This is a genomic window from Aquiflexum gelatinilyticum (genome assembly GCF_024741135.1).
Lineage (GTDB): Bacteria > Bacteroidota > Bacteroidia > Cytophagales > Cyclobacteriaceae > Cognataquiflexum > Cognataquiflexum gelatinilyticum.
The window spans coordinates 245445-258882 of sequence record NZ_JANSUY010000002.1 but is presented as its reverse complement, the minus strand read 5'-3'; the positions used below and the strand labels follow the sequence as shown (position 1 = coordinate 258882).

General features: G+C 41.3%; 11 protein-coding genes. All 11 read right to left on the bottom strand.

Features of this window, described 5'->3' with window-relative positions; genetic code table 11:
• Nucleotides 1-6 precede the first annotated feature (6 nt).
• Nucleotides 7-885: an SDR family oxidoreductase gene (locus NU887_RS05020; RefSeq protein ID WP_258422265.1), complete on the bottom strand. Its 879-nt coding sequence runs from the start codon at nucleotides 883-885 to the stop codon at nucleotides 7-9.
• Between the two features lie 127 nt (nucleotides 886-1012).
• A complete protein-coding gene (locus tag NU887_RS05015) occupies nucleotides 1013-1804 on the bottom strand; it encodes a helix-turn-helix domain-containing protein (RefSeq protein WP_258422264.1) in 792 nt (263 codons plus the stop codon).
• A 345-nt stretch (nucleotides 1805-2149) separates the two neighbouring features.
• Nucleotides 2150-2836 (bottom strand): M48 family metalloprotease, encoded by a 687-nt coding sequence (locus tag NU887_RS05010; RefSeq protein ID WP_258422263.1) that lies wholly within the window; start codon nucleotides 2834-2836, stop codon nucleotides 2150-2152.
• Nucleotides 2837-3199: 363 nt separating this feature from the next.
• Complete coding sequence (locus tag NU887_RS05005) at nucleotides 3200-4081, bottom strand: bestrophin family protein (protein ID WP_258422262.1); 882 nt, start codon at nucleotides 4079-4081, stop codon at nucleotides 3200-3202.
• A 292-nt stretch (nucleotides 4082-4373) separates the two neighbouring features.
• Nucleotides 4374-6173, bottom strand: a complete 1800-nt coding sequence (locus NU887_RS05000; RefSeq protein ID WP_258422261.1) for an acyl-CoA dehydrogenase family protein — start codon at nucleotides 6171-6173, stop codon at nucleotides 4374-4376.
• 67 nt (nucleotides 6174-6240) lie between these two features.
• Entirely contained in the window at nucleotides 6241-6594 is a 354-nt protein-coding gene (locus NU887_RS04995; protein ID WP_258422260.1) for a four helix bundle protein, read from the bottom strand.
• Nucleotides 6595-6672: 78 nt separating this feature from the next.
• Nucleotides 6673-7848: a thiolase family protein gene (locus NU887_RS04990; protein WP_258422259.1), complete on the bottom strand. Its 1176-nt coding sequence runs from the start codon at nucleotides 7846-7848 to the stop codon at nucleotides 6673-6675.
• Between the two features lie 57 nt (nucleotides 7849-7905).
• Nucleotides 7906-8268, bottom strand: coding sequence for a four helix bundle protein (locus NU887_RS04985; RefSeq protein WP_258422258.1), 363 nt, complete (start codon nucleotides 8266-8268; stop codon nucleotides 7906-7908).
• Between the two features lie 57 nt (nucleotides 8269-8325).
• Nucleotides 8326-10731, bottom strand: a complete 2406-nt coding sequence (locus NU887_RS04980; protein WP_258422257.1) for a 3-hydroxyacyl-CoA dehydrogenase/enoyl-CoA hydratase family protein — start codon at nucleotides 10729-10731, stop codon at nucleotides 8326-8328.
• A 14-nt stretch (nucleotides 10732-10745) separates the two neighbouring features.
• Nucleotides 10746-11222 carry a MarR family winged helix-turn-helix transcriptional regulator gene (locus NU887_RS04975; protein ID WP_258422256.1) on the bottom strand — a complete coding sequence of 159 codons (477 nt, stop codon included), beginning with the start codon at nucleotides 11220-11222 and terminating at the stop codon, nucleotides 10746-10748.
• A 211-nt stretch (nucleotides 11223-11433) separates the two neighbouring features.
• Nucleotides 11434-13191: an AMP-dependent synthetase/ligase gene (locus NU887_RS04970; RefSeq protein WP_258422255.1), complete on the bottom strand. Its 1758-nt coding sequence runs from the start codon at nucleotides 13189-13191 to the stop codon at nucleotides 11434-11436.
• Between the last annotated feature and the right edge of the window lie 247 nt (nucleotides 13192-13438).

Sequence of the window (13438 nt, the reverse complement as noted above, 5' to 3'; positions counted from 1 at the left end):
GTGAGGTTAAACTTCCTTGTTTAAGATTAATAAATCCTCTACACCGTTGGCTTTATAAATGGCTTTTGTGGTTTCGCTCAGCACTTTGTTATAGTTTTCAATGGATTGTTTTAAGCCTGAAAAATCAACAACGGTTCTGAAAGGCTTTTCGCCAAAAGGCGTATTTAACAATTGCAATACGGCCTCTGCTACCCGTTCAGGTCTTTGTTCGGGAATGGATTCTACATAAGCTACATATCCATTAATAGCGGTTTCGGGAAGACTTGCCATTTCGCCATACTGCTTCATTCTATCGGTATCGCTTGGGCTGATCATTCCACTCATAAAACCCGTAGGAAATCCGCCCGGCTCTACAATGCAAGATTCAATCCCAAATCCTGAAAGTTCTGCTCGATAACCTTCTGCCAAAGACTCTAAAGCATATTTTGAGGCAGAATAGGAAGCCAAAAAAGGAGTGGTTACTCTACCGATACAACTTGATGTATGAATAATTGTTCCTTTTCCTTGTTGTCTCAAATGTGGCAAAACAGCTCTCATTAGCCTTTGAACGCCAAACACATTTACGTCAAACAATTTTTGGATGTCTCCGGCTGTGAAGCACTCTAGAATTCCGTTTGCACCTATGCCTGCATTATTGAAAACTGTATCCAAGCCCTCCATCAGTTCAATTGCTGACTTTACCCCTGCATTTACACTTTCTTCATTGCTCAGATCCATTTCAACCACCCCTACACCTTTTGCTTTAAGCTCATTGGCGATGGCTTCATTTTTTCCCTGCATCGATCGCATTGTTCCCACCACCTGATGTCCGTTTTCTGCCAATAGAATACAGGTCAGACTTCCGAAAGCGCCACTAGCCCCGGTAATTAAAATTTTATGTTTCATCTTTTTCAATTTTTTTAGATTGGATGAAACAAATATCCTACAGATAAGAATGTTGGCTTAACACGAATAGGGGAAGGTTAAACACAAATCGCGGAAAAAAATAGGAAGCTGTTTTGCTCCCTTTATGCTAGTTTAATTGACGGTATTCTTGTGGCGTTTTGCCTGTTTTTTGTTTGAATAGTCTCCCGAAATAATGGGGGTAATTGAAGCCTAAAGTAAAGGCTATTCCACTTATAGAATCGGTAGAACCGAGTAGCAAATGTTTGGCCTTGTCTATAAGGAAATCGTTAATGTGGTCTTTTGCAGAACGTCCTGTTTCTTTTGTCAAAAGGTCACTCAAATAACTGGCCGATAAATGGCAATGGTCTGCCAAATATTGGATAGTAGGTTGTCCTTTTTCAATAAGTTGATTTTCGGAAAAGTAATCTTTCAACAACAACTCAACTTTAGAGACAATATCAATATGGCTTGCTGCACGGGTATTGAATTGTCTTTCGTAAAATCGCTTGCTGTAATTAAGTAACAATTCAATATTCGAAACTAATACTTGCTGACTGTGATTGTCAATTCGCTCTTTGATTTCATCTTGAATCAGCAGAACAATTTGATTGAGCGTATTTTGTTCATTTTCAGAAAGGTGCAATGCTTCGTGAACTTCGTAGTTAAAGAAGTTGTAAGCGTCAATTTTTGAGCCAAGGGCAGTGTTTCTGATAAGGTCAGGATGAAAGTAAAGCATCCAACCTTGTACTTCGTTTAGTGCTTGCGGTCTTTTAACAGTAATGACCTGCTTCGGTGCGGTAAAAATCAAAACACCATCATCAAAATCATAAGAATTTCGCCCGTAATCAATCCCGCAACTCGAATCCTTTAGAGCAATGCAGTACAAATCGGAAGTAAATCTTTTGCCAACCGTTTCCATTCCATAAGCTAGTTTTTGGGTGTCAAGAATGGTAATCAACGGGTGTGTTGGCTTATCCAAGCCAAATACAGCCCTGATTTCAGTTATTGATTTTGAATGAATAATATGCTCTCTCATCCTATATTTTTTCCAAAACTACCATGGCTTTATGAAATTCCTTAACACAAATCGCTGAATGCTTAACATGTTTTGGTTTTAATTTAGCTAACGGTTTGCAGCTACCATAAGGTGGCGATTTCGAAGCACTTCACTGTCAACCAAGCACAAACTTTGATAGAAGCACAAAGCATGATTTAACCACTGAACCGCCACTTTTGGGTAGGTGCTGTTATATGGCGTTTTTTTTCATTGGTTTTCATCGTCAAATTTGAAGATATCTTCTTCATTGTCAATCATATATTTTAGGCACTTTTCAAAGTCACTTTTAACAGTCTTGCTTAGAAACTGTTTCCAATGAGGTTCATCTTCATGTCTAATAAATGCGAACAAAGCCAACGCATACGCCCATTCGTCAATTTTTAAATATCCTAAATTACTGTAACTCCAACGGTCTGTTTGATTATAAAACTGAAAAGAACAATTCGCATTGAAAATACCAAGTCCGAAAAAGACTGTTGTAAAGTCAGTGAGCATTTCATCGTTTTGCTCAAGCTTTTTTTCACCAAGCAATTTTACATGAGAAAGTTCATGAGCAATTGTTGCAATTAACCTGTCGGGGCTTTCTAATAATGCGTCGTCAAGTGAAATACTGTACTTGCCATCAATTTTTTCATGATGATATAATCCTGCGGCTTCTGGATTTTCGGGGTCTGATTCAATAAATATCACAGATGTCCCCATGTTAATGTCTTTTAGTCCATTGTCATAGAAGTCAACCTTAATGTCATTTGGGTCAAGCTCCATATTGCTACAAATAATTTTAAGGGCTTCAAATGCATTGTCTCTGCTTTTATTCCATTTTATTGGAAAGTCTGATATTGTTGGCGTCAGGATTCTACGCTCTTCTATTTTTGGTTCAGGAAACTCCTGCATCAGCCAAAGAAAATTGTTCTCGAAGTACTTTCTCAGCTCTTTGTCGAGTGGCTCGTATTTCTTATTTGATTTAAAAAAGTTGAACATGGTCGTCTTTTAAAATGCCCTTTAACTTACTTATATATACCAAGGGTATACATACCCTTCCATTTCAGCGGAGTATGTATACCTTTCTTACTTTTATTTATAGATCACAAATGGCGATTTGATTTTTTTAATACAGTTGCACCTGACATGAGTATGGATTTCACATTTCCAGCCGTTTTGTTGTCCAACAATCTACTGAACATAACGAAGATCTGTTCCACTATCCAAAATTGGATGGGAAAGGATTTCTTTGTTCTCACCTCTTTTCTTTACAATCTACCCCAAAATCTCCCCAACATTCCCTTTGATGTTTTCGGCGATCTTGGCCATCGGCAGGTCGTTGCTGTCGGTACCAAAGGGATCTTCGATTTCCTCGGCGATCAGTTCCAAACTCGCCAATACATAGAATATAAAAGTCGTCACCGGAATGGTAAAGTATCCCATCGACAGCGCCAAGCCAAAAGGCAGCGTCGCCACATAGATAAAAATAAATTTCTTGATAAAAGCGCTGTAGCTAAATGGAATCGGTGTATTCTTGATCCGCTCACAGGCACCGCAGATGTCGGTAAAGGAACTGATCTCTCCATTGAGGACGATGAGTTGGTCACCGCTGATGACTTTATTTTTGTATAAGTTGTGGACTTTGAAAATCATGCTTTCAGCGACTTTATTGGGTACATGTACTTTGTGACCAAAGTCAGGCAGCTCGGGATGGGGATTTTCATCAAGTTGGAGCATGGTACTGTCTTTTTGTAGGTGCCTTCGAAGAGCCAAAGCATACAGCGGAATCACCTGCTTAAAAAATGTCCTGGAGCCGTGGTCTTCTACCGGCAAAAAAACCTGGAGTTTGATGGCGAGATTCCGGCTGTTGTTCACAAGGCTTCCCCAGTGCTTCCTTCCTTCCCACCACCTGTCGTAAGCCGTATTGGTCCTGAAAACCAGTAACATCGAGATCGCAAAACCCAATAGTGTATGCATGATGGTGATGTTTCGAGCATCGCTGTTTTCAGACAACTTCAAGTAATTGACCTCTAAATACACGATCCCCCAAGAGTATAGCGCTATAAAAATCAATGTTGGTATTAAGGGGCGGAGGGTATCTGCCTTTGGAATTCTGAAAATGGCTAGGAGCCAGTCTTTGGAGTTGTAGTAAAACATGTTTCGGAGAAAAAAGGAATCCTGCGAATATAATGGAAAAGGGTGGAAAGGATGAAGGATGAGGGATGAAGGCTGAGGTGAGAGGTGAGGAAGTTGGGAACTGGGAGTAGAGTCTCTTTTTTTCCCCTTTGCGATTTAGCGGCTTTGCGAGAAATAAATAGCAGTTCTCTTGCTTCTGGAGAAGCAGAATAGCAACAAAAAAGCCCCCATTTCTGGAGGCTTTTTTTGCGTCATTGCGTCTTTGCGTGAGATTTTATCTCGGTGACTTGGTGCCTTTGTGGGCCTCTAAATTTTAAGAAAAAGGATACTTCCCTTTCTCAATCATATAATCCGCCACCTGCCTTCTCAACTCTTTGGTATTGACGAGATCGGCTTTGGTATATCGCTTCAATCCCATCAACATCACTTTCTGCTCGTCACCTTTGGTAAATGCGGCAATGGCTTCTTTGGCTGCTGTCTGGATTTTTTCCACAGCCTCAAAAAGGTACACCTGCGTCATCGCAATCTGCGGCTGACAGGCCTCTTCACCTCTCAGGCCCACGAGTTTTTCTGTTCTCAGGATGACAGACTCAGCAGCATAGATTTCAATCATCAGGTCAGCAAGGTTCATCATTACTTCCTGCTCGGACTCGATTTTGTCTGCCAAGGCCATGGCTGCTTTTCCGCCCACCATCAGAAATACTTTTTTGAGTTTCTTGATGGTTTCTTTTTCTGCTGCAAAAAGCTCTGAAGTATCCACTGTCTCGAAGCTCGGCACAGAAGTCAATTCCGCCGAAACAGCCATAGCAGGTTCGAACAAGTTGATTTCACCCTTCATTGCCCGCTTGAGCAACATGCCCACCATCAGCATGCGGTTGATTTCATTGGTTCCTTCGTAAATCCTGGAGATACGGGCATCCCTATAAGCACGCTCCATCGGTGCATCCGCTGAATATCCCATGCCACCATAGACCTGCACACCCTGATCGACAACATAGTCGAGTACTTCCGACCCATGAACTTTCGCTATTGCCGCTTCAATGGCAAATTCCTCCAAGGCTTTCAATTTGGCTTGGGCATCAGGCATACCTTCTGCAGTGAGGGATTCCATCCTGTCTTCAATGTCCTGACCGGCACGGTAGCAAAGTGATTCGCAGGCATAAGTTCTGACAGCCATTTCTGCCAATTTTTGCTTGATTGCACCAAAGGAATTGATGGAAACTCCAAACTGCTTGCGCTCTCCGGCATATTTCACCGACATCGAAGCCACCGATCTACAGCCACCCAAAACGCCTGCACCGAGTTTGATCCTTCCGATATTGAGGATGTTCACCGCGATTTTGAAACCGTTTTGTCTGTCGGAAAGCATGTTTTCCACAGGAACTTTGCAGTCGTTGAAGAATACCTGACGGGTGGAAGAACCTTTGATACCCATCTTCTTCTCTTCTTCATTCATGGTAATGCCACCAAATCCTTTTTCCACAATAAATGCGGTAAGGTTTTTATCGTTTTCGATTTTGGCAAAGACGATGAACAGGTCCGCAAATCCCGCATTGGAGATCCACATTTTTTGTCCGTTGATGAGGTAGTGTTTGCCATCTTCGGTCAGAGTAGCCTTGGTCTTGCCGCTGTTGGCATCCGAACCGGCATCCGGCTCTGTGAGACAATAGCAAGCTGCCCATTCACCAGTAGCCAACTTGGGTAGGTATTTGGATTTTTGATCCTCAGTACCATAATACAAAATCGGAAGTGTACCGATGCCTGTATGTGCGCCGTAAGTGGTGGAAAAAGATCCCGCTCCGCCGATGATGTCAGCGATGAGCATAGAAGAGTTGAAACTCATCCCCATGCCGCCGAATTCCTCAGGAACGGCGATTCCCAGGAGACCGAGATCTCCGGCTTTTTTGAATATGGAGGGAACGAGTTCAGGATGTTTCATGCTGTCGATTTCCTCACTGCGTGGATGGATTTCGGTATCGATAAAATCCTGACAGGCCTGAGCCATCATTTTTTGTTCTTCAGTAAATTCTTCAAAAATGAAGATGTCCTTCGCTTCGGTTTCCTTGACAAGGAATTCGCCGCCGTTGATTGAGGTTTTTCTTATTGTGCTCATAATTGTAGACATAAGACACAAGACGCTAGACATAAGATAAACTAGACTACCGCTTATGTTTGGTTATTTATTTTTCAAATTTTATGATGAGTGAATAAAGCATTTTTTGAATTTCTGTCACTTCTAAAGAGATTTCTTCTAATTGGTCTGCGCCAATATATTCCAATTCGAAACCTATGTAGAGTTGGGTTTCCAATTCGCAAATAGAACCATGGGATATTCCGAGAAAATTGACAAACTCACCGTTTGTTCTTCTTCCTGCTCCTTCAGCAATATTGGATGGAACTGATACAGCGCATCTTCTGATCTGTGATGTCAATCCAAACCTTTCATCAGAAGGAAATTTTTGAGATAATTTATAGACTTTGACAGCTAGCTTGATTGATCTTTTCCAGACATTCAATTCTTTATAATTATGCATATCGTTAAGATTTAAGTTTTTAAAATCTTGTGTCTTGAGTCTTATGTCTTTTGTCTCTCTTACACTTGACTTCAAACATTACCGCAATAACTCAAACACCCCAGCCACACCCTGACCTCCGCCGACGCAGGCAGTGACAAGTCCGTATTTTTTGTTTTGTCTGCGGAGTTCATGGAAGAGTTGTACGGAAAGCTTTGCTCCGGTACAGCCGAGTGGGTGGCCAAGTGCAACTGCACCTCCATTGACATTGACTTTGCTGATGTCCATATCGAGGGATTTGATCACTGCCAAACCCTGGGCAGCAAAAGCCTCATTCAATTCGATGAGGTCAATTTTATCCAATGTCAATCCGGCTTGCTTCAACGCTTTAGGTACGGCTTCTTTTGGACCGATGCCCATGATTCTAGGATCTACGCCAGCTACGGAATAAGACATCATCCTTGCGATAGGCTCAAGATTGAGTTCTTTGACCATCCGCTCTGACATGACGACCACGAACGCTGCCCCGTCAGAGGTTTGGGAGGAATTTCCTGCTGTGACCTGTCCATTCATTTTGAAGGCCGGCTTGAGGTTCGCAAGGACTTCAGGAGTCGTTCCTGCCCTTGGCCCTTCGTCCGTATCAACGATGTATTTTCTGGTTTTCCTTTTTCCCTTTTCGTCTAGGTAAGTTTCTTCTACTTCTACCGGGACAATCTGCTCTTTGAATTTGCCGGCGGCGATGGCTGCCAAAGCTTTGGTATGTGAATTTGCAGAAAATTCATCTGCCTGCTCTCGGGTGATTTCATAGTCCTTGGCGAGTTCTTCAGCTGTCAAACCCATACTCAGGTAATATTCCGGAGTCTGGGAGGCGATTTTCCAGTTGAGGACAGTCTTATATCCCATCATCGGGAGCATGGACATGGACTCTGTGCCACCTGCAATGATGCAGTCAGCCATTCCAGCTTTGATTTTTCCTACTGCAAGCGCTATCGCTTCCAATCCCGAACCGCAGTATCTGTTGATGATAAAACCCGGGTTGTCGATACCGAGTGCCAAAAGGGAAATCATCCTTCCCATCTGCATGCCCTGTTCGGCTTCCGGGATGGCATTGCCCACAATCAGGTCATCGACCATTTTGTTTTCCAATCCGGGCGTGTTGGCCACAAGATGCTTAATGACATCTGAGGCCAAATCGTCAGGCCGGTAGAATCTGAAGCCTCCTTTTTTGGCCTTTCCTACCGCTGATCTGTATCCGTTTACTATATATGCTTCCATGGTGTGTTTTTTTGAGTTTGGTGTTATTTAACAGTATCAAGTATCAAGACACTAGTATCAAGTACCTTGGCGATCAAGTGAGGTTTTAAGTCCCATAATCATTTTTTGAATTTCAACGATGTCTTCATTTATTTCAGAAGAAAGGTTTTCAGACATTAAGCCAACCCTCCTACTAATTTCAATTTGGGTTTCTAATTCAAAACTCTCACCAAGACTAATTTCCAATGAATTGGCAAAAGAGTTTTTTGATGTTTTAGCAGAACCTTCAGCAATATTGGAAGGAATAGAAACACCTGCTCTTCTCATTTGGGAAGTCATTCCAAACTTCTCTTCATTGGGAAACAGAGCAGTAGATTTGTATATTTTTACTGCTAGATCAACTGATTTTTGCCAAACTTTTAAATCTTTGAAATTATGCATGGTTGAATATTTTAGGGTTAGTACTTGATACTATAATCTTGATACTTGATACTCATTTTAGTTTCTCAGCGGTTTTCCCTTAAATAGAATACTATGTATCCTTTCAAGTGTCTTTTTCTCCCCTGTCAAGCTCAAGAATGCTTCGCGCTCAAGATCTAGTAAGTACTGTTCGCTGACTTCGGTCGCGGATGACAGATCGCCTCCTGACATGACCCAACCCAATTTCCTTGCGATTTTGGCATCATGTTGGGAAATGTAATTGCCGTAGACCATACCGGTGATACCTGCTTCGAAAAGTGCCAGGGAGGTTTTTCCCAAGACTTTGATATTGGTCTGCTGCACAGGTTGGATGTATCCCGCATCGTACAAAGCCAAAACTTTAGCCTTGGCGTCAGCGAGCTGACGCTTACGGTTGATGGTGATCGCATCCTTCACCTGCAGGTATCCCAATCCTCTTGCCTCAGCAGCCGAAGTGGATACCTTGGCTGTGGCGATGTTCATGAAATATTCCTGAAGCCTGTTGAGCTCCACATCACCTGCTTTGGATTCATTCGAAAAACGAAGCGTCATCTCTTTGGTACCACCGCCGGCAGGAATCAATCCCACGCCAAATTCCACCAAACCCATATACAATTCTGCATGGGCCTGTACGGCATCTGCATGAAGCGAAAGTTCACAACCTCCTCCAAGGGCCATATTATGGGGTGCTACCACAACCGGAACGGAAGAATACCGTGCACGCATCATGGTGTTTTGAAATCCGGCAATCATCAAGTTGATTTCGTCAAACTCCTGATCTCCGGCAAACATGAACAACATGGCAAGGTTAGCTCCTGCGGAGAAGTTTCCTCCTTCATTTCCGATGACAAGGCCTTTATATGATTTTTCGGCCATGTTGATCGCAGTATTGATGCCTTCGATTACTTCCTGACCGATAGAGTTCATCTTTGTATGAAATTCCAAACCGATGACATCATCCCCCAAATCATAAACGGTAGTTCCGGCATTGCCCCAAAGTTTTTTGTTGGCTGCCTTGAGTGTGTCAAGGATGATAAAATCTTCCACGCCGGGTATTGGCAAATAGGATTTAGAAGGAATGTCGTAGTATCTACGCTGTCCGCCTTCCACTTTATAGAAAGATGCATGTCCTGCAGCAAGCATTTCATGTACCCAAGCAGCGGCTTTTTCTCCTGCAGCTTCCATCTTCTCCACCGTATCTTTGACGCCAAGGATGTCCCATGTTTCAAAGGGACCTAATTCCCAACCAAAACCTGCTGAAACGGCTTGGTCAATTCTGTATAATTCATCGGAGATTTCGGGGATCCGGTGGGAGCAATATTTGAAGAGGTCATAAAAAGATGCTCTGTAAAATTCACCCGCACGGTCATCGAAGTTCACAAGGAATTTGATTCTCTTTTTTAGGTCCTCAATTTCTTTGGATGCCTCAAGGGCTTTAAATTTTGGTTTTTCAGTGTCTTTGTATTCAAAAGTCTTCAGATCAAGTTCTTTCAGTTCTTTGGTCCCGTCTTTATGGCGGATCATTTTGAAATATCCCTGACCTGTTTTGTCCCCTAACCATTTGTTGTCATACAATACTTTGACAATGTTTGGAAGAAGAAATTTATCTCTTGATTCATCGTGGGTCAAGGTCTTGTAAAGGTTGTTGGAGACATTGACTGTTGTATCGAGACCGACAACATCCATGGTCCTGAAAGTAGCCGACTTTGCGCGACCGATAATAGGTCCGGTAAGTTTGTCTACCTCTGAGACACTCAGCCCCATTTTCTCAATGGCATGCATCCCTGAAATGATGGCATACACCCCAATCCTGTTGGCGATGAATGCAGGAGTATCTTTACATAAAACAGTTTCTTTGCCTAAAAACCTATCCCCAAAATCCATGAGGAAGTCGATGACTCCGGGATTTGTTTTTGGTCCGGGGATGATTTCCAATAACCTGAGGTATCTTGGCGGATTGAAAAAGTGGGTTCCTGCAAAGTTGGCTTGGAAGTCTTCTGATCTTCCTTCACTCATCATGTGAATCGGTATGCCCGAAGTATTGGAAGTGATCAAAGTTCCTGGTCTGCGGTATTTTTCTACTTTTTCAAAAAGTGATTGCTTGATGTCCAACCTTTCGACGACTACTTCCATTACCCAATCGTAGTCTTTGATTTTTGACAAATCATCATCAAAATTTCCTGTGGTAATCCTCGCGATCGAAGAAGCATCATACAATGACGCAGGCTTTGCCTTTAAGGTATTGTCAAGCGCAGTATTCACAATCCGGTTCCTGACGGATTTATCACTGACGGTCAGGCCCTTTTTCTTTTCATCCTCATTAGGCTCGTTGGGGACAATATCAAGAAGCAAAACCTGCACGCCGATATTGGCAAAATGGCAGGCAATCCTTGACCCCATCACTCCTGAACCTAAAATGGCTACTTTCTTAATGGTTCTTTTCATAAAATGTGTTGGTTTTAAATTTCATACAACTGACTGTTGTATTCATTGGGGTTTATAGTTTCTGTTTGTAAATTATCTATGACATGATTGATCTTTTGGAAAACAGTAAAAAAGGTCTCCAATTCTTCGCTACTGACCACTTCTCTTACCTGCTCATTGAATTCCATGATCGTCTGCACAGAGATTTCCTTTTTCCTCTTTCCTTCCGGAGTCAGAAAAATCCTCACCGATCTCTTGTCAATGGGATCAGGTTTCTTGTAAATCAGCCCTTTCTCTTCCATGCTCTTCAGCATGCGGGTAAGGCTTCTTGCTTCCAAGCCCATCAGCGGGGCAATTTTTGTAGCCGGGGTACCTTCTTTTGAGTTGATATTGATCAATACAAATCCAATAGCTGTGGTAAAATCTTCCTGTGCTGCTTTTTGATTGTACATCCTGGAAATCGCATGCCAGGCACTCTTGATATGATAGTCAACTGTCTCTTCGCGCTTCATAGGTGTATTTTAGTACGCCTAATGTAATAAAAATATTGTATGCATGCATACTAAATTGAAAAAAAGTTATGCATGCATAAGAAATTAAGTTTAGGGTTTGGGTAAATAAAAAAAACTATATTCTGAATATTTACAGAATATAGTTTTAAATATTGGTTAGAATAGATAATTGGAGATTATCCCAAAAGAAGATTCTTAATTGAAATAATTGTTAAGCGTATAAGGAATCGATTTCTTTAGCAAATTTTTGGTGGATTACTTTCCTTTTTAACTTCATGGTTGGAGTAAGTTCACCTGATTCGATAGTCCATTGTTGTGTCAGAACTTTGAACTTTTTGATTTGCTCCCATTTGCCAAAGTATTTATTGAGATGATCTACTTCCTTTTGAAATTTATCAAGAATTTCGGGTTTTTGAAGCATTTCAACATCAGTGGTATAAGGAATATCCTTGTGTCTGCACCAATCCTGAAGACCCAAAATACTTGGAACAATCAAAGCCGCCGGGTAATTTTTATTTTCCCCTACTACCAAAACCTGTTCAATCAAAGATGATTCCTTGAACTTGTTTTCCATTGGCTGAGGGGCGATGTATTTACCTCCGGATGTTTTAAACATTTCCTTTTTCCTATCAGTAATCTTGAGGTAATTACCTTCATGAAGTTCACCTATATCTCCCGTATGAAACCATCCATCTTGCTCTAATACTTCAGCAGTCAATTCAGGCTGCTTGTAATATCCTTGCATGATATTGGGACCTTTGACCAAAATTTCTCCATCAGCGGCTATTTTGACTTCGACGTCTTTGACGATTTTCCCTACCATGCCAATCCGGATATCCTGATGGTTACAGATAGAGGCAGAAACAACAGGGGAAGTTTCAGTAAGTCCATAACCTTCGTTGACAGGAATACCTGCACTCCAAAACACCCTTGCCAATCTTGGCTGCAATGCAGAAGCACCGGAATTGATCTGCATCACATTGCCTCCCAATGCCTCACGCCATTTGCTGAAAATTATTTTATTGGCAAGTTTCAACTGAAAATTATAAAAAGAGCCTTGGTTTTTGTTTGGTTCATATTTCAAACCAAGATTTAACGCCCAAAAGAAAAGAGATTTTTTTACACCTGTAAGTTCATATCCTTTGGAAACAATCTTGTCATAGACTTTTTCCAAAAGCCTTGGAACAGTATTGAAAATATGCGGCTGTACTTCTTTGAGGTTTTCTCCAATTGCTTCCATGCTTTCTGCATAGTAAATGGATACTCCCATAAACATAAAGCAAAATGATCCCGTTCGTTCATAGATGTGACATAACGGAAGAAAGCTTAGCGCTTTGGCTTCTCCTCTAGGGATAATCATCCTATCTTCAATAGCATAAAGATTACTGATGACATTGGAGTGGCTAAGCATCACACCCTTTGGTCTACCGGTAGTTCCTGAAGTATAGATGATTGTAAAAATGTCTTCATATTTTATTTTGTCTTTGATGTCTTCAAGCTCTGCAAGGTCTCCATCCTCACCCATTGCCATAAAATCCTCCCAATAGTCACAACCCTGTATTTTGTCAAACGAAATTATCTGCGCTTCCATGTCAGCAGATCCTTCCTTGGCTTTTTGGAAGATTTCTTCATCACCCACAAATATTTTTTTTACTTCAGCGTGATGGAAAATGTAATTGTAATCTTCGGCTGAAATGGTTGGATACATGGGTACTGAAATCGCACCGATCTGTTGCAATGCAAGGTCAATAAAATTCCATTCAGGTCTGTTGTTTGATATAATGGCAACTTTTTCATTTTTTTTGATGCCATTTTTTAAAAATGCCAAACTGATATTATCAATTATTTTTTTTAAATCCCTGCTTGAATACGTTTTCCAAGAACCATTGATTTTTTGGGCTAAGGCAACTGGCTTGTCATATGTTGCAATTTGGAAATTGATCAGGTCGAAGAGTCTGTGGATTTGCATGATTATCTTGGGTTAATAAGGTTCTTGAAATTAGATAAAAGCTTGCAGTAAACCAAAAAACGGGAATTCAAGAATTTTCCACACCTTTATATATTTAATATATTATTTATTTAAATAAAACTACTGTTGTTATTAAGGTGTGGATTTGTGGATAAAAAATCTGGTTGAAGTAATCCACATATTTGTGTTTAGTTTTCATCACTTTCTCCACTTTTAATCCACAGTCGTTTTTACTTTAATTTGTTGA